Origin of the sequence: [Bacillus] enclensis (genome assembly GCF_001456935.1) — a bacterium.
GTDB lineage: Bacteria > Bacillota > Bacilli > Bacillales > Bacillaceae_B > Rossellomorea > Rossellomorea enclensis.
The window spans coordinates 1,489,928-1,507,250 of the sequence record NZ_KQ758482.1; the positions used below are offsets into that span (position 1 = coordinate 1,489,928).

At 46.0% G+C, this 17,323-nt stretch carries 15 protein-coding genes and 1 other annotated feature (1 of these 16 only partly in view); of the genes, 4 read left to right on the forward strand and 11 right to left on the reverse strand.

The window, feature by feature from the left end; genetic code table 11:
• Positions 1–147 (reverse strand) — a binding site (T-box leader) (it extends 75 nt beyond the left edge of the window).
• Positions 148–660: 513 nt separating this feature from the next.
• From AS034_RS07385 to AS034_RS07395, 3 genes are all read right to left on the reverse strand, one after another.
• Positions 661–1,437 (reverse strand): 3-hydroxybutyrate dehydrogenase, encoded by a 777-nt coding sequence (locus AS034_RS07385; RefSeq protein WP_058298001.1) that lies wholly within the window; start codon positions 1,435–1,437, stop codon positions 661–663.
• Positions 1,438–1,452: 15 nt separating this feature from the next.
• Entirely contained in the window at positions 1,453–2,775 is a 1,323-nt protein-coding gene (locus AS034_RS07390) for a GntP family permease (protein ID WP_032087283.1), read from the reverse strand.
• A gap of 272 nt (positions 2,776–3,047) precedes the next feature.
• Positions 3,048–4,412 carry a sigma-54 interaction domain-containing protein gene (locus tag AS034_RS07395; RefSeq protein ID WP_032087282.1) on the reverse strand — a complete coding sequence of 455 codons (1,365 nt, stop codon included), beginning with the start codon at positions 4,410–4,412 and terminating at the stop codon, positions 3,048–3,050.
• A 190-nt stretch (positions 4,413–4,602) separates the two neighbouring features.
• Between AS034_RS07395 and AS034_RS07400 the strand changes: the two genes are divergently transcribed.
• Positions 4,603–5,118, forward strand: a complete 516-nt coding sequence (locus AS034_RS07400) for a cupin domain-containing protein (RefSeq protein ID WP_058298002.1) — start codon at positions 4,603–4,605, stop codon at positions 5,116–5,118.
• A 569-nt stretch (positions 5,119–5,687) separates the two neighbouring features.
• On the opposite strand, the gene AS034_RS07405 is transcribed toward AS034_RS07400, so the two are convergent.
• The 3 genes from AS034_RS07405 to AS034_RS07415 all read right to left on the reverse strand — a co-directional run bounded on the left by AS034_RS07405 (position 5,688) and on the right by AS034_RS07415 (position 7,636).
• Positions 5,688–6,875, reverse strand: a complete 1,188-nt coding sequence (locus tag AS034_RS07405) for an MDR family MFS transporter (RefSeq protein WP_058298003.1) — start codon at positions 6,873–6,875, stop codon at positions 5,688–5,690.
• Between the two features lie 306 nt (positions 6,876–7,181).
• A complete protein-coding gene (locus AS034_RS07410) occupies positions 7,182–7,346 on the reverse strand; it encodes a hypothetical protein (RefSeq protein ID WP_032087279.1) in 165 nt (54 codons plus the stop codon).
• Complete coding sequence (locus AS034_RS07415) at positions 7,343–7,636, reverse strand: YtzC family protein (RefSeq protein WP_032087278.1); 294 nt, start codon at positions 7,634–7,636, stop codon at positions 7,343–7,345. Before AS034_RS07415 ends, AS034_RS07410 begins: the two co-directional genes overlap by 4 nt.
• A 201-nt stretch (positions 7,637–7,837) precedes the next feature.
• On the opposite strand from AS034_RS07415, the gene mnmL reads away from it, so the two are divergent.
• Complete coding sequence (mnmL, locus tag AS034_RS07420) at positions 7,838–8,791, forward strand: tRNA modification radical SAM protein MnmL/YtqA (RefSeq protein ID WP_058298004.1); 954 nt, start codon at positions 7,838–7,840, stop codon at positions 8,789–8,791.
• The gene (gene mnmM / locus AS034_RS07425; RefSeq protein WP_032087276.1) at positions 8,788–9,360 is read left to right on the forward strand and encodes a tRNA 5-(aminomethyl)-2-thiouridylate-methyltransferase MnmM; all 573 of its coding nucleotides are present in this window, start codon (positions 8,788–8,790) and stop codon (positions 9,358–9,360) included. The genes mnmL and mnmM overlap by 4 nt, the downstream gene beginning before the upstream one ends.
• Before the next feature lie 48 nt (positions 9,361–9,408).
• On the opposite strand, the gene AS034_RS07430 is transcribed toward mnmM, so the two are convergent.
• From AS034_RS07430 to AS034_RS07445, 4 genes are all read right to left on the reverse strand, one after another.
• Positions 9,409–10,410 carry an LLM class flavin-dependent oxidoreductase gene (locus tag AS034_RS07430; RefSeq protein WP_058298005.1) on the reverse strand — a complete coding sequence of 334 codons (1,002 nt, stop codon included), beginning with the start codon at positions 10,408–10,410 and terminating at the stop codon, positions 9,409–9,411.
• Positions 10,411–10,526: 116 nt separating this feature from the next.
• Positions 10,527–12,926, reverse strand: a complete 2,400-nt coding sequence (locus AS034_RS07435; protein ID WP_058298107.1) for an immune inhibitor A domain-containing protein — start codon at positions 12,924–12,926, stop codon at positions 10,527–10,529.
• A 240-nt stretch (positions 12,927–13,166) separates the two neighbouring features.
• Positions 13,167–14,231: a tetraprenyl-beta-curcumene synthase family protein gene (locus AS034_RS07440; RefSeq protein ID WP_058298006.1), complete on the reverse strand. Its 1,065-nt coding sequence runs from the start codon at positions 14,229–14,231 to the stop codon at positions 13,167–13,169.
• 13 nt (positions 14,232–14,244) lie between these two features.
• Complete coding sequence (locus AS034_RS07445) at positions 14,245–15,048, reverse strand: alpha/beta hydrolase (RefSeq protein ID WP_032087273.1); 804 nt, start codon at positions 15,046–15,048, stop codon at positions 14,245–14,247.
• 84 nt (positions 15,049–15,132) lie between these two features.
• On the opposite strand from AS034_RS07445, the gene AS034_RS07450 reads away from it, so the two are divergent.
• Entirely contained in the window at positions 15,133–15,648 is a 516-nt protein-coding gene (locus AS034_RS07450) for a gamma carbonic anhydrase (RefSeq protein WP_032087272.1), read from the forward strand.
• A 390-nt stretch (positions 15,649–16,038) separates the two neighbouring features.
• Here the strand turns inward: AS034_RS07450 and metK are convergent, their stop codons facing one another.
• Entirely contained in the window at positions 16,039–17,238 is a 1,200-nt protein-coding gene (gene metK / locus AS034_RS07455) for a methionine adenosyltransferase (RefSeq protein ID WP_058298007.1), read from the reverse strand.
• Between the last annotated feature and the right edge of the window lie 85 nt (positions 17,239–17,323).

Below are 17,323 nucleotides of genomic sequence, written 5' to 3' on the forward strand. Positions count from 1 at the left end.
TCCTTAACGCGGAAAACGGCAAGTCTTACTGATTGTTCACACTTGCAACTCAGCAGGCGAGTTCATGATGTTCCCGGTTGACTTCCACCACCCGTCAACTCTCTAAGACAGAAAACATTCATTACTACTCCCGATCAACGTCTGAAATATAAGAATCATTATATGTATTCACTATTTTAGGAGAAAATATTCAGGAGCGCAAGCCCAATGTGAAGGAATTTAGTAATTTTGATGCCGTTCTTAAGTGATTATGTCAATTTTTAATAAAAAACAGATAACCATTTCTACAAAACTGTTAAAATAGGGGCCTTTTAGAATCGGTTCTAAATCCCGCTTTTGATTTCCGTGCAAGACTTCGCTTTCCATCAGAAAAGCGGAGGGGCTTTGCTCAGAGGCGGGTGGCGTAAGGCGAATCGGCCACGAAGGCGTTCTTTGCCTTCTTGGTCGATTTGACTTGTGACATGTGCCTCTAAGCCCCGCAGCTAGACAAGTCTCACATAAGCTACTCATCCCGCAGGAGTCTGCGTCTTGCACTCCAATCAACCGCTGGAAAGTACTAACATCTACTGTACATTCAAACAAAAACCGGAACTAATTTGTCTATAAAAAGGCATATTAGTTCGGGTCAACCTTATCTAAAGTACGCTCTTCTTCCATAAATCACTGAACCGTATATCCTCCATCAAGCACTACTGCCTGCCCCGTTACACCTTTTGCGGCGTCACTGCTCAGGAACATCGTGTAATCGGCAATCTCTTTTACGTCCAGAAGCCTTTTTTGCGGAACCAGCGGATAAATGACTTCTTCCACTACTTTTTCAAGAGGTACGTTTCGCGTCTTGGCGAGATCTGCCAGCTGGTTCTGCACTAGCGGTGTATCGACATAGCCAGGGCAGACAGCATTCACAGTGACACCATGTGCTGCTGCTTCAAGTGCTGCGACCTTAGTCAAACCGATGACTCCATGTTTCGCAGAATTGTAGGCTGCCTTGCCGGCAAATCCCACTAGTCCATTAATGGAAGCCATATTGATGATCCTGCCGAAACCCTGTTCTTTCATGATAGGCAAGGCATGTTTGATTGCCACAAATGGAGCCGTCAGCATGACTTTCACCAAAAACTCGAACTTCTCTGTCGGAAAATCTTCGATAGGTGACACATGCTGAAGACCCGCGTTATTAATCAGCACATCAAGCCTTCCGTAATGATTCACTGTGGACGCAATGGCTTCTTTCAAGTCTTCCTCAGAAGTAACATCACAGCGGATGCCCATCGCATCATATCCTTCTTTTTTCAGAGAAAGTGCAGCTTCCTGCACTCCATCTACCTTCAGGTCTGTTAGTACAACTTTCGCACCGGCTGCAGCGAATTCCTTCCCGATTTCAAATCCGATTCCCTGCGCTGCTCCGGTTACAAATACGACTTTGTTTTCTACCATGATGATACTCCTTTCTTAAATACCCAATCCTAAGCTGAATAAAATGATTGCAATCGCGAGACCGAGCAATGGCACAATGACCGTCACTGCCCCGACTGCTCCATACGCTTCCCCGTGCGACTCATTACAAATCGAGCGGATCGTGGTTACGACGTAGCCGTTATGCGGCAGGGAGTCCAGTGCACCAGAAGAAATCGCGACAACCCTGTGCAGCGCTTCCGGGTTCACACCCATATCCATATAGTGTGGTGCAATCAGCGGAAGTGCGATTGCCTGACCGCCGGATGCCGATCCTGTCATACCTGCGATCACACTGACTGCAATGGCACCGCCGATCAATGGCGAGCCCGGAATATTGGTCATGACGTCAACAGCCGTTTCGAACGCCGGCACTGCTTTTGCCACGCCCCCGAATCCAACGACAGCTGCAGTATTCCCGATTGCGATCAAGGCTCCGATCGTCCCTTCAGATACTGCCGGCCAAAAGCCTTTGAAGTACTTTCTGTTCAATAGATACGTGGAGATAACCCCTCCAAGCAGGGCAATAATCAAAGCAGACTGTTTCATCGAATCGTGGAAGATGAATGCAAGGATCAGTACAATCAGAAGCGGGATCAATCCCATCAACGGATTCGGCAGAGGACGCCCCTCATCGATGACTGGATCTTCTTCGCGGGATTGGAATCTCTCCCCTTTATTGATCGCCTTCTTGATCATGCGCTTTAACCACCAATAACCGAAGACTGCCATGAAGACTGCCACGATCAAGCTGACTTCCCAGCCGGCATATGGTGTCGTATTCAGATATTCAATCGGGATCCAGTTTTGGATTTCAGGTGAACCGGCCGAGGTCATCGTGAATGTAACTGACCCGAGGGCAAGTGCCGCGGGAATGAACCTGCGCGGCAGGTCTGCCTGCTTGAACAGACTTAAAGCCATCGGATACACAGAGAATGCCACGACGAATAAACTAACCCCTCCGTATGTCAAGATCGCACACGCCGCCACGATCGCCAACACGGCATATTTCATACCAAGTTTTTCGACAACGAACCTCGACACACTGTCTGCCGCTCCGCTGTCTTCCATCACTTTACCGAAGATGGCACCGAGCAAGAACATTAAATACCATGCGGCAACGAAGCTTGTAAATCCGGACATATAATTCGTGACCAGATCCGCTTCCCCTTCTGCAGCCAGCTGCGGAAACAAAGGCATACCGCTTAAAACAGCTACGAATAATGCAGAGATAGGCCCAACAATCAGGATGTTCATACCCCGCATCGTTAAAAAGATTAATAAAATGAGTCCTCCTATGAGTCCAATCATACTCAACATTTTGTATTTCCCCCTTTTTCATATAAAAGTTTCTTTCGAGACACCTTTTTGCAATCGTTTACATTTTTTGATTGCTCGTGTACGCCCCTTTCAAAAACCGTACATCTATTAACATGCAATAATTGTGCCAACTTTCAGATTACTGAAAATCTACGTTCTCAGAATGAAAAGTCCGGTATTTCGGACTGTTTTTTAAAAATTCACAGGATGTACACAATCTTGCGTAGAAAATAGAAAGTCCGGAAATTCGGACCCCTTTCCGAATTTCCGGACTAATCAAGCAGCTGATATTTGTTTAATTTCTCATATAACGTTGATTTACTTATCCCAAGTGCTGCGGCCAGTTTTCGTTTATCATGCTGAAACTTCTCCATACTTTGCTGAAGAACACTTTTTTCAGTATCATCGAGAATTTCCTTTAACGTTTTCGATTCTACATTAAAGACGGTCCCTGCTTTCATATATTCAGGGAGGGAAGTGAGGGAAATCTGGTGATCATTTGATAAATAGGTGGAAGCATTGATCACGTTCTCCAATTCCCTTAAATTACCCGGCCAGCTGTAAGAAGTAAAGACATCCAGTACGTCTTTATGGAAGCCCTGAATCCTCTTGCCTGATGATTTCATCGACTTTTTCAAGAAGAATTCCGACAGCACAGCGATGTCGTCTTTTCTCTCCCTGAGGGGCGGGATGACAAATGGCACGACATTGATCCTGTAGTAGAGGTCGCTCCTGAATCTTTTTTCTTCCATCATTTTCTCAAGCGGCCTGTTGGTGGCTGCGATGATCCTTACATCTACCTGGCGGATACGGGATGACCCGACTGCCTCCACTTCCCCTTCCTGAAGGACCCTTAGAAGCTTTGCCTGCATGTTCAATGGCATGTCCCCGATTTCATCCAGGAACAGTGTCCCTTTGTGGGCAAGCTGGAATTTCCCTTTTTTCCCGCCTTTTTTGGCACCGGTGAAGGCGCCTTCTTCATACCCGAATAATTCCGACTCGAGGAGCTGTTCTGGAATTGCAGCACAATTCACCTTGATGAAAGGCTGACCGCTCCTCTCACTCAACTGATGGATGCTGTGTGCGAATAATTCCTTTCCGGTCCCGCTTTCCCCCCTGATAAGGATTGAAATATCACTTGGCGCAATCATTTGAACTTTATCCTTCAGTTCTTTTATCACTTCAGAATCTCCGATGATATCATTTAGGCTGTACTTAACGCCTGAGTTGATATCCTGTATGTAGCTTTGTATTTTAGACATCATATTTTTCACATGTGTGCTCATCTGCATCCATTCGCTCGTATCACGGAAAATGACGCTGCCGAACGCGCCAATCACTTCCCCGTCCACAACAATCGGGATCCGGTTTGCGATCATGTAATTGCCTTTTATGTATTGAAGATCGGCCACTTCCTCTTTCCCGCTCTCCACGACTTTATGCATTCTTGTGTTTTCTATCACATTTGTTACGTGGGCGCCTATCGCTTTCTCCCTGTCCACCTCAAGAAATTTGCAATAATTCTCGTTGATGTAAATGATTTTTCCGTCTCTATCGACTACAACCAGCCATTCAAAGGCATTCTCCAGCATGATTTCAATCATCTCGGCAGAAACTTTCTTCAGCAGACTGCTCATCCCATTCCCCTTCTCTCTTGCTGTTTGATTCATTAAATAAATTGTCTCTCTATTCAAAATAATCCTTCCTATTATAGTAGCATATCCATTCAACATAAAGGGGGTTTCCAAAAAATACAAAAGCTTAGGAATGGGTTTATGATGCGGGATTACGGGGAATCTTTGTTAATAAATACAAGGAGCTGATGGAATGGAAATTGACCGTTTAAAAATCTATTATCTTGAAGATGATGGAAATATCCCCAACAACCCGGATCTGCCTGTTCTCATCTACCGTAATGCCGTGAAAGATACAGCGGAGATGGAAGAAATCTTTCATCTTAATCAATGGATGAACAGCTGGATAAACGGCATCCATGATTACCATCATTATCACAGCAATACACATGAAGTCCTTGGAGTAGTTTCAGGTGATGCATCTGTAAAACTCGGCGGTGAGAAAGGAGTGGAACTGACGATATCCAAAGGGGATGTAATCATCCTCCCTGCAGGGACCGGACACAAGAAACTATCCTCAAGTACGGATTTCAAAGTAGCCGGTGCCTATCCTGACGGTGCGGATTTCAATATGTATGAAGGCTCATTAAAAGACCGGCCGCAGGTACTCATCGATATTAAAAATGTTCCCCTCCCTGAATTCGACCCCGTATATGGGAACGGCGGTCCTGTCAATAAATACTGGCTTCAGAGCAGAACCAGGGCTTAATCCAAAGAAACCATCTTTTTCTATTCAAAATTAAGTTGTGTTTGTCTTCATTCCGTGTTATTCTATACAAGCGATGAGCTGAATTGTGTAAGTCGGTGATCACGCCTAACGGCAGCAAACTATGTGGAGTTTGGATCATCCGCCTCAATTTTTTGCAAGTGGGCTTCCATAGGAAATGGGAGCCCTTTTATTTTTATATTACGGAGGCAAGGTATCCGGCTCCGACTTAAATCGTTACATAAATACTAGAAGATTCTGTTTTCAGATGCTTTTTGTTTATTTATAGAAGATTAAAACCCGAACGAATTTGCTAACGTTTCGACAAATTCATTCGGGTTTTTGTTTAAATGTTCAGTTAGATAATTTTTCTATCCAGCGGTTGATTGGAGTGCAAGGCGCAGACTCCTGCCGGAAGAGTAGCTTATGTGAGACCCCGCAGGAACGCAGTGACGAGGAGGCTCACTGGCTACCCGCGGAAAGCGGAGTCTTGCACGGAAATCATTAGCGGTTGTTAGAGCTGAGATTTTCGTCTTTAGTCGGTATTATTAGGGTTTTATCCAAGCGGCTTTTTATTGTACAGGCAATGATACAGGTGCTTCTTTTTTCAATGGACGATCATATAGACTCGCCAGTACCAGAGCAGCGAGGAAGAAACCGATCAGTGACATGAACAAAACCTGCATACTGAACAAATCGACCAGGACGCCCCCAAGGAACGGTCCGATCATTCTCCCGCCGGTTGCCGTACTATTCACAATCCCCTGATAAAATCCTTCGCGGCCCTTAGGTGCAAGTGTATTTGCAATTGTAGGGACGGCTGGCCAAATCAGCATCTCACCGATGGTCAATATGATCATTGAAATCGCAAACCATTCAAACGTATCTGAAACAGACGCTACCCCGAATGAAACCATGAATATGATGATTCCGATCATGATCTGCAGCCTCAAATTATCTTCGAACCGTTTGATTGCTTTAGACAAAATGGGCTGCGCGAGCACGATCAAGGCACCGTTGATCGTCCAAAGCAGGCTGTACTGTTTCAGGCTTATATTGATTTCCTGTGTATATGTGGCGATTGTCGACTGCCACTGGACATAACCGACCCAGCATAACAAATAAGCTGCACAGATGATCAGAAGAGCAGTAAGCTTTGATTTGTTCCTGATCACCTTTTTCTCGTTCAGAACAGATGTCTGCCTCCCTGAACCGGCCGAGATGTCACGGTAGCCGAAAACGGCAATCAAGAAAAATAGGATATACATAAGTAAATTCGCAAGGAATATATAACTGAATGAAAAAGATGCGACAAGGCCGCCTAAAGCTGCACCGACTGCAACTCCGATGTTTTGGGCCACATACACGGAATTGAAGGCCTTCCTCCCGCCTTCAGGCCAAACCGAACCGGCCATGGCATACATGGAGGGAAACACAATCCCCGAACCAAAACCGACTGCAGTCAGAAACACAACATAATATGGCCACCCCTGCCAAATATTCATTCCTGCAAGGGCTGCCAGCGTAATACTGATCCCAAGCAGTATGGAGCGATAGCCCCCCAATTTATCAAAAAGGCTTCCGCCTATCAAATTTCCGATGACACTTGCTCCTGCATTGACCATCAGCACAAGACCTGCTACAGATAAAGATTTCCCAAGATGGTCATGCAGATAGATTGTATTGAGCGGCCATAAGAAGGAAGAACCTGTGACATTCACCATCATCCCAATGACAAGCAACCATAGTGATCTAGGCATTTTCTTCTTCCCTTTCTACCATTTATTTCGAGTCCCAAAAGAATTTTACTCCTTTTAATCTGACGGAGCAAGAAATATTTTTTATATTTTTTCCGGTGTTTTTTTCTGCGCTTCAATTGTTGTCATGACGGTGTAAAGGAGGGGATGATACAACTTGAGCCAGGCTCAGATGAGGTGGATTGAGCCAGGCTCGTACGACCGGAATTGACCCTGGCTCAATTCAGCCGATCTGAGCCAGGCTCCCCAAGCTACGGACCGCTTCTTCTATAAAAAAACCAGGCGCCGCTTCAGCACCTGGTTTTTAAATCATTTCCCGTTATTCTGTTTGGATTTGACCGGCTGCCCCTGCTTTTCATAACGTTTTTTTGCCGTTTTCACAGGGTTCTGTTCTGCACCGAATTCAGTATCCAGGCTGCGGAAATCGCTTCTTGTCTTTTGCTCCGGATTATTTTGCTTAGAACGTTTTTTCAATGTAGTTTTCCTCCCACCACAGTCGGATCATGTTCTAATAAAATCATCTCATTTTGAAGGTTCTGCAGCTGAAGCCTCATCCTGTGCAGCTGTTCACGCTGCTGGGAATTCGCACTGTGTGCCAGGTCGGAAACATCATTGACCGCTTCTTCGATCTGCTGCATCGCTTTCGTGTATTCCTGATCGTGATAGTGCTCCTGCTCCAGGCCGGATTTATACTGTTCTTGAGCGTAACGAATGGCATCTTCACATTTCTGAATACAGTCTTCAATGGATTTTCTCGTTGCCATGTCGACTACCTCCTGCATTTTAATGTTTAAAGAAGAGTGCATGCTCTCCTTCTTCATTAGTTTTAACCTCAAGACCGCATTCAGAAGTGGTAATCTTCACCTATTTCATGACATCGGATATCTTCGCGGGCACATTCATGTTAAAATCTTTTTGATAAGGGTCACATACATAACAGAAGAAATTAGGAGGTGTTTGTCATCATGACAAACCCGTTTCCATATGCAGCCGATAACAAGCGGTATCATACGTGGAATTACCATCTGCGTAATCATTTTGGCCATAAAGTCTTTAAAGTCGCACTCGATGGCGGTTTTGACTGCCCGAACCGTGACGGAACAGTCGCTCACGGCGGATGCACCTTTTGCAGTGCAGCAGGCTCCGGTGATTTTGCAGGGGACCGTGTCGACTCCCTTGAAAAACAATTCAATGATATCAAAGTGAAAATGCATACAAAATGGAAAGACGGAAAATACATGGCCTATTTCCAGGCATTCACCAATACGCACGCACCTGTAGAGATCCTCAGGGAGAAGTATGAGTCTGTACTGAAACAAAAGGATGTGGTCGGTCTCTCGATCGCCACCCGTCCCGACTGTCTTCCCGATGATGTGGTCGAGTATCTTGCCGAACTCAATGAACGGACGTATCTCTGGGTTGAACTCGGACTTCAGACCGTACATGAAAAGACGGCAGACTTGATCAATCGCGCCCACGATTATCAATGCTATGTTGAAGGCGTGAAAAAGCTCAGGAAACACGGGATCCGCGTCTGTTCCCATATCATTAACGGCCTGCCTCAGGAAAATACGGAAATGATGATGGAAACGGCCCGTGAAGTGGCAAAACTCGATGTTCAGGGGATCAAGATCCATCTTCTTCATTTACTGAAGGGAACACCCATGGTCAAGCAGTATGAAAAAGGGCTGCTCGAATTCATGGACTTTAACCAATACGTGAAGCTTGTATGCGACCAGCTTGAAATCCTGCCCCCTGAAATGATTATCCACCGGATCACAGGTGACGGACCGATTGAAATCATGGTGGGTCCGATGTGGAGCGTGAATAAATGGAATGTGCTCAATGCAATCGACCGGGAATTGAAAGATCGAAACAGCTGGCAGGGAAAATATTATAATGTGGATGTGAAAGCATGAAATTGGAACGAATCTTACCTTTTGCCCGAAAACTGCTGGAGAATGCAGTGAAACCGGGTGATATCACAATAGACGCAACACTTGGCAACGGCCATGATACATTGTTTCTCGCTCAGCTTGTAGGCGAGAACGGAAGGGTTTACGGCTTCGATATTCAAGAGGATGCCATTCAGAACACGAAAGATCAGCTCGCCACCCATGAACTCTCTGATCGTGTCACCCTTTTTCATCAGGGTCATGAGACGGTCATGAATGTCATTCCACCCCTTCATCACGGAAAAGTGACAGGAGCCGTCTTTAATCTTGGATACCTACCAGGAGGAGACAAAACAATTGTCACCCGGCCAAGGACCACCATTTCGGCAATGAACCAAATCCTTGAAATGCTTGCGCCTGAAGGAATCCTTATTCTCGTTATATATCACGGTCACCACGAAGGAGCCGTAGAACGGGACTACCTGCTCCGTTACGTAGAAAAACTGGATCAGAATTACGTACACGTTTTACGCTATCAGTTCGTCAACCAACTCAATAATCCTCCATTCATCCTCGCACTGGAGAAAAGATAAAAAACAGGGACGGGCCTTTAGCGAACTAAAGGCCCGTCCCTGAATGCTTTAAAGCAGTGCATCGGCAATGAGCTCGAAGGATCTGAGTTTGTCCTTGAAGTCATAGGTGATGCTGACAAGCATGATTTCATCCGTCTGATACTCTTCACTTAGCTGAAGGATTTCCTTTTTCACCTTCTCAGGGCTTCCGACGATCATTCGCTTGCGGTTTTCGCGGACACGTGCAGCTTCGAACGGACTGTACTGGTATGCAGCTGCTTTCTCAGGACTGGGTGTCCCGTTGGAACGCATTCCCTGTTCGATCATGATCAATGACAGGTCGATGCTTGATGCGACTCTCTCCGCCTCTTCATCGGTCTCTGCACAAATGGTGAAGACTGCCACTGTATTCTTTGGTTTATCAAGGTATTCTGATGGCACAAAATTGTTGCGGTAAGCCTCGGTATACTGAGGACCGCCTTCCCCATTGATGAATTGGGCAAATGTATAAGGCAACCCTTTCTGCGCTGCAAGCATGGCACTGGATGGACTCGATCCAAGCATCCAGACCTCAGGCATCGTCGGGATCATCGGTGCAGCCGTCAATCCTTGATAAGGGTGGGCAGGAGGCAGTGAATCCGTCAGATATCCCAGCAGTTCATCAATTTGTTCCGGGTAACGATGCACGTCACGATGTTTACCGTCACTGAGTGCCATCGAAGCCATCGGCATGCCGCCGGGCGCCCTGCCAAGTCCGAGATCGATGCGGTCGGGATTTAATCCTTCGAGGAGCCTGAAATTTTCCGCCACTTTATAAGAGCTGTAATGCGGCAGCATCACACCGCCGGATCCGACTCGGATCTTCGAAGTATTCTGCGCCAGATGGGCAATCAATACCTCGGGTGATGACCCGGCCAGGCTCGGTGAGTCATGGTGCTCCGATACCCAGAAACGGGTGAATCCCAGCTTCTCCACGAATTGTGCAAGTTCCACTGTATTATTCAACGCCTCGCGGGCGCTCATTCCTTCTGAAATGGGTGACTGATCCAAGACACTTAATTTGATCGTCAATTAGGACATCTCCTTTATCTGATGTGAGTATTATTATCAATTTCAAGAGAAAAAATGTCCAATAACATGCTTAAAGGGTGACGGCTTGGAGCCGTCACCCTTTTGAGCTTTGTTTCTTATTTGTAGATTAATACCTTACCTACAGTACCGTCCGCGCTTTCACCAGTCACACGGAATTTCAATCCGTATTCAGGGACGTTGCGTCCAGCATCGACTAGGCCTTTGTTGCTGTAGTCTGCGCTGTCGTCAAACAGCGGAGTGCGCTTAGTGAAGTTATCTTTCATCGTTACACCAAGCAAATCAGTGTAATCCAAGAACATTTTTTCTGTCTTATTCAAGCTGAATGCTGCATCATGTAATTGGTAGCGTGTAGATCCTACAGAACCATCGCTCCAGTAATTCGCTTTTTGATCAGCATCCACCACACCAAGGTAACCATCACCAGGATGGACACCAGTCCAGTTATTATCGTAGCTTTCATCCACATACCATACAAGCAACCCCGGATCATACGACATTAAGCTGTCACCGCGGCGGATATGAGATAACCCTTCATCCACACCATTGTGTGATCTCCATTCGAGCAGGTAGTAATGAGGTGATGTCGTTTTTCCAGCGGATACTTCAAAACCATCAAATGTGAAGCTGCTGCTGTCACCTTCTGCGCCGTCAGAAAGAACTTCGCCTCCATCGGCAGTCACTTTTACATTATCAACGAACATTCCTGTCAGGTTTGAACCCCAGTCAGTCATGTAGCGGAACTGCAGTTTAATCTCCTGACCCGCATATTCGCTTAGGTCAATTGACTCATGAAGCCAGCCGGCACTTGAGCCAGTGTAGCCAGGGACGTTGTCTTTGATTGCAGGATATCCATCTGCTACGATGTCATCCGTGGTATTCGGAGTAGATAAAGAGTTCCAAGTTTCACCATCGTCTGTTGAAACCTGAACCATACCGAAATCCCATCCTTCTTCAATATCATACCAAACATCATAATCAAGCGTTGCATTTTCTTTGTTGGTAAGATCGACAGAAGTCACCATCTTATGATCGATTTCATCACCAGTACCGCCGAAGAATTCTGCTTCACCTGCAGCAGGCTTGTTGATTTCCTTTACCTTGTCAGGAAGGTTGACCCTTACTGCATCATTGTTCGTCCCTTTTGTAACACCTTCATCTAAAAGAACTTCTTTACCGTTCTCGGAAATGTCATCTGCATGAAGCGTATCTCCGCTTAACCATTTGCCGCCGTGATTTGCCTGCAGCATTTCTTTTGCATAAGCACTCATTCCAGGAGGCTCTGTACCAGGGATATCACCGGCCCAGCTTCCGCTTGCCATCAGTGACCAGTAAGCAACGGCTTCCCCTGCTCCCGAGTATTGCGTATCATATTCATCAGGCAGCCCGAGGTCATGCCCGTATTCATGGGCGAATACGCCGGCTGCGCCGTCTTCAGGTTCGATAGTGTAGTCATATGCTCCAAGTAATCCGCCAAAACGGTCACTGTTTGATTTCCCGCCAGGAACTGCAACTAATTTACCGAGATTCCATCTGTGAGACCAGATTGCATCAGGACCAAGCGATCCTCCGCCAGCTTCCTCACCGACACCCGCATGGATGACCATGAGGTGATCGATGATTCCATCCGGCTCATTGTAAACTCCGTCCCCATCATAATCATCACGGTCCCAGACATCGTACTCTGATAAATCCACATTAGGATCTTCCCCGGCTTTAGACAATGCTTCGTAAACAAGCTCACGCGGTCTGGCGTCACTGCCGTCATCATCAGGATAGTTGCCGCCGTAATACTCTGCCGGGTGATCAGCTGTGTACCAGCCTGCAACTGTTCCATCAACCGTATAGCTTCCGCCCGATTGTTCTTCATAGTATTGCTTCATGGAAACCAGGTTTTCTCCATTTGGACCTTCATATCCATCTTCACCGAAGATCATGTTTTGGAAGTGTTCATGCGTATAATCTTCATAGAACATGTCTGTTTCGTCTTCTTTGATTGAACTTTTTTCATAATCCGGGAAGTCAATTGCAAGGACCAATACTTTGTCTTCCCGCACGTCACCGTCATAGTTTTCCTTCTCGACGCCGTCCGGCTGGTTCTTTTTAGCCTGTCCTAATTTGTTTCCTTTACCTTTTGTCAGGCTGTCAGTCGATTTATTACCGTCTTGCTTCACTTTCCCTTTAAGACCCTTTGGAAGCTTGTCCTTTGATTTGCCGGCACTGTCCGCTTTTGAAGCGAGATAGGACTTCAGCACTTTTTGGGCTTGTGCAGGAGTCGCGTCTTTCGCAATCTTTCCTTCTTTCTTCAGCATCTCGATCAGGCGCTCGTCATTGGCGATGCCTGCATCAAATGCTCCACCTTTACTATGATCCACCTTCACCGTCGGCTTCGCCAACACATTCTCTGGTACTACAGTCCCCGCTGATGCCGGTACCGCAAAAGCCCCGATACCCAAGGCAGCAGTGAGAGCCATAGATAAAACTTTACGTGTTTTCAACACGTCATTCCCCCTTCGTATGTACTATGTTTTTACAACTAATTACAATATACTAGATTTTTCAGAAAAATCCATATATTCTGACATAAGTTGATTATTTTCTCCTACAAGAAATTTTTACAAGGGAAAATTTAACTAATAAAAAAAGACATAAAATGACAAAAAACTGGTCCTATAGATATAGGACCAGCTTTTTTTATGGGACTATTTTATTTCGTGGTACGAAATAACTATGTTTTTTTACTTAACTTTCTTCAATTTCCGGTACATTTTTCCATTCCAGAAGAAAAATTTTGTCACCCAGCCGGCTTCTCCGATGAATTCTTTCGAAAAAGCCTGGACCCTTTTCTGCCTTCTGGCTTTTTCATCAGAAAGGTACACTCCGATCAGCCCTTTATTGATCAATCGGTGAAAGCCCGAGTGAGGAAGTTCATTCGTATGTTCATCCGCTTTCCGCAGGAAATGAATGAGTCTATCCTTCAGGTGATCTTCATTTTCATAGTAAAAACAGAAATTCAAGTCTCCTCCCTCATGATCCTCTTCCTGATCGATGAAATAATCCAGCAGGATATGAAGGCCCTGTATGTAAGGAAAATAACCAGCCTTGATTTTTTCTGTATAGGAAGGCTGAAAATCCGGCCTGCTGGCATAGGCCACAAGGCAGAAGATGCCGAGTGTGGAACCGGAACATGCCGAAAATTCATACCAATCCATCTCCGGGAGTCCGGAGCGGTGCCGTTCAAACCATGCCTGAAGCCGCCCTTCCCTTTCTTCCGGAGTAACATGTTTATGTATCTGCAGATCACAATAATAATCGCACAGTTCCAGAAGCTCATTCTTGATACTTTCATAGTGAGGGATACCGGACAGCGATTCCTGGCAGGCAAGCACTAGATCGCGCAAATAACCGCCGTCATCCTGGTCTTCCCTCAGTGCATAATAGTTAACAGGCTCCGCCCCGACGGTCAATGAATCCTTCATGGACTGGTGCAGGAGTCTGAAGTCCTCTGGATCGAGGGACGTACTCCTGTCACAAAGATTATCAAGGTAATCACTGATCGTCTGGTAAGCAACCGTGAAGCGTATCGTTTCTTTCTTCTTTTTAAGCGAGAGGATGGAAAGGATCGAACCTCCTTCACAATGAAAGGTCTTATGCTCAATACTCGCTAATGCCTGTTTTCTTAATTCATCATTTGGAATTTCAGCGGCACGTTCTTTCCAGTGATCCAGCTCTTGATGAACAAGCGGGAAAATATCCCGATATACTTTAGTCATTAATGAAAAAGGACTTGCAGGTACTGACAAGTTACCACCTCGTTTAGATTAAATATCCCAGCGCCTTCAGCCGGCTTTCGATGAAGATCTTCGAGTATTCGAAGATCTCCTCCCTTTCAGGCTCGTTATAAATTTCATGATAGCACTTCGGCCATTCCTTATAATGCATTTCAGAAAGAGACAGTTCATTGAACCATTTCTTGACCGCACTCTTATCCACGATTTTATCATCCCCGGCCTGCAGCACAAGCAAAGGGACATCAGGCATTTTATTCATATTCAGTTTAGCAAGCTTGATCGCTTGTGCAAGCTCCCTGTACCATCGGACCGAAACTTTTGTAATATAAAGAGTGTCATTGCTGTCGATTTCCCTTACATCTGCGTTCCTGGTTGCCATATCGATCGTCAATCCCGATGGGAATTTCACCATCGGCGCAATCTTGTTCAGACCATAAGAAAGAAGTTCCACAGGTTTCGACGGTCCGTCAACCAGACCGAGGCATGGGGATGACAAAATGACTCCCGCCACGTTCACGTGGGATTCCTGAAGCATTCTTACAGCAATCAGTCCGCCCATACTATGACCAAGGATGAATACGGGCAGGTCAAATTGATACGCAGCCTGAACCCAGTCTTTCACTTCGATAATATATTCGTCAAACGAGTCGATATGACCTCTTTGTCTCCTTGACGTCATTCCCTGGCCGGGCAAATCACCCATTATGACATGAAAGCCCGATGCCCGCCACATTTCAATGAGCCAGCCGTACCGGCCATGATGTTCCATTGCTCCATGAATGATGACGATGACTGCTTTTGCCTCTTGATCTGTTTCCCATTTCCACATGGCAAATCCTCCTTAAATGTTTCTCTAATGGTCATCATCTGCTACCATTATTATAGTAAAAAAAATTGAAAGGGGTAGTAAAAAATGCTTTATCCTTATCATGATAAAAAACCAGTGATTGCAGAATCTGCCTATATCGCTGATTATGTAACGATTACGGGGGATGTTGAGATCGGGGAAGAATCCAGCATCTGGTTCAATACTGTCATCAGGGGGGACGTAGCCCCAACCAGGATTGGCAGCAAAGTGAACGTGCAGGATAATTCCATCCTTCACCAAAGCCCTGAAAACCCCCTTATCCTGGAAGACGAAGTGACAGTCGGCCATGGTGTCATCCTGCACAGCTGTAAAATAAGGAAAAAAGCCCTCATCGGCATGGGATCGATCATCCTCGATAATGCCGAAATCGGGGAAGGTGCTTTTATCGGTGCCGGAAGTCTTGTCCCCCAAGGGAAAGTCATCCCTCCCAATACACTTGCCTTCGGCCGTCCCGCTAAAGTGGTGAGGGAACTAAATGAGCATGATATCAGTGAAATGAAACGGATCTCGAGGGAATATGCAGAAAAAGGACAGTATTATAAAAGCATCAAACCATTTTGATTCTTATACTTGTGATACCCCAATCCCAGCTGGATTACTACTGTTAAAAAACGGGATATACTGATCCGGTCTTAATTTTGGCCGGATCGGCAATTAGAAACCTGCAGCAGAATAGAGAATGCTGGTGCTTATTATTTTATCGCCCGGGATGAAATTATATCTCCCGTTTTTTTATTTTATCGTGCAAATGCACAGTATATCGGCCAGAATATCTTTTTATCGACCAAAATCCCGATATATCGACCAATCTGCAAAATACGACAAATCCTGCATTCGCCCTGCTTTTCAACCCGCACTCTTCACCCACATATTCCTTTCATCCCCTACCCGAAGGAACTCCATCAAAAAAACCAACACCCGTAAAGGTGCTGGTTTTTTTCATACCTGCTATTAGTTAAGAGCTTCTGCTTTCAATGCTTCAGCTTTGTCCGTACGCTCCCAAGGAAGATCAAGATCGTTGCGGCCGAAGTGTCCGTAAGCAGCTGTCTGCTTGTAGATCGGACGGCGAAGGTCGAGCATCTTGATGATTCCTGCCGGGCGAAGGTCAAAGTTATTGCGAACTACATCAACCAATACATCCTCCGAAACTTTACCCGTTCCGAATGTATCGACTGAGATCGAAACAGGCTGAGCTACACCGATTGCATACGCCAGTTGGACTTCACATTTCTCAGCAAGTCCTGCTGCCACGATGTTTTTCGCAACATAGCGTGCTGCATAAGCTGCAGATCGGTCAACCTTCGTTGCATCCTTACCGGAGAAGGCACCGCCGCCGTGGCGTGCATAACCGCCGTACGTGTCAACGATGATCTTGCGGCCTGTAAGACCTGCATCCCCTTGAGGTCCGCCGATGACGAAGCGGCCTGTCGGGTTGATGAAGTATTTAGTGTTTTCGTCGATCAGTTCTTTCGGTACAACCGGATCGATGACATATTCCTTCAGGTTGCGCTGGATCTGTTCAAGTGAAACTTCAGGGTGATGCTGTGTAGAGATGACGATCGTGTCGATACGCACAGGCTTATCGTTTTCATCATACTCAACAGTTACCTGGGTTTTACCGTCCGGACGTAGGTAAGGAAGAACTTCTTCTTTACGGACTTCAGTCAATTGACGGGATATTTTGTGAGCAAGCGAGATCGGAAGCGGCATAAGCTCCTTCGTTTCGTTGCACGCAAATCCGAACATCAGCCCCTGGTCCCCTGCACCGATCGCTTCGATTTCTTCATCGGACATTTGCCCTTCACGAGCTTCAAGCGCCTGGTCTACACCCTGGGCGATATCTGCGGACTGCTCGTCAATAGATGTCAATACAGCACAAGTTTCGGCATCGAAACCATATTTTGCACGAGTGTAGCCGATCCCGCGAATCGTTTCACGGACGATTTTCGGAATGTCCACATACGTACTTGTCGTGATTTCACCTGCAACAAGCACAAGGCCTGTTGTAACAGATGTTTCACAAGCCACGCGGGCATTCGGATCATTCGTTAAAATGGCATCAAGAATTGAATCAGAGATTTGGTCACAAATCTTATCTGGGTGTCCTTCAGTTACGGACTCAGATGTAAACAGACGACGTTTAGTTGACATCAAGGTTCCTCCTTAAGCGTAATTGCCGGCTTTACCGGCAAAACAAATAAACAGATACGGTACTCATTTCCCTAAGTAGTATGAA

What these genes read in the sequence shown, in the direction of transcription:
- AS034_RS07385 (WP_058298001.1), bottom strand. Translation starts at nt 1,437, where the DNA reads ATGGTAGAAAACAAAGTCGTATTTGTAACCGGAGCAGCGCAGGGAATC.
- AS034_RS07390 (WP_032087283.1), bottom strand. Translation starts at nt 2,775, where the DNA reads ATGTTGAGTATGATTGGACTCATAGGAGGACTCATTTTATTAATCTTT.
- AS034_RS07395 (WP_032087282.1), bottom strand. Translation starts at nt 4,412, where the DNA reads ATGAGCAGTCTGCTGAAGAAAGTTTCTGCCGAGATGATTGAAATCATG.
- AS034_RS07400 (WP_058298002.1), top strand. Translation starts at nt 4,603, where the DNA reads ATGGAAATTGACCGTTTAAAAATCTATTATCTTGAAGATGATGGAAAT.
- AS034_RS07405 (WP_058298003.1), bottom strand. Translation starts at nt 6,875, where the DNA reads ATGCCTAGATCACTATGGTTGCTTGTCATTGGGATGATGGTGAATGTC.
- AS034_RS07415 (WP_032087278.1), bottom strand. Translation starts at nt 7,636, where the DNA reads ATGGCAACGAGAAAATCCATTGAAGACTGTATTCAGAAATGTGAAGAT.
- mnmL (WP_058298004.1), top strand. Translation starts at nt 7,838, where the DNA reads ATGACAAACCCGTTTCCATATGCAGCCGATAACAAGCGGTATCATACG.
- mnmM (WP_032087276.1), top strand. Translation starts at nt 8,788, where the DNA reads ATGAAATTGGAACGAATCTTACCTTTTGCCCGAAAACTGCTGGAGAAT.
- AS034_RS07445 (WP_032087273.1), bottom strand. Translation starts at nt 15,048, where the DNA reads ATGTGGAAATGGGAAACAGATCAAGAGGCAAAAGCAGTCATCGTCATC.
- AS034_RS07450 (WP_032087272.1), top strand. Translation starts at nt 15,133, where the DNA reads ATGCTTTATCCTTATCATGATAAAAAACCAGTGATTGCAGAATCTGCC.
- metK (WP_058298007.1), bottom strand. Translation starts at nt 17,238, where the DNA reads ATGTCAACTAAACGTCGTCTGTTTACATCTGAGTCCGTAACTGAAGGA.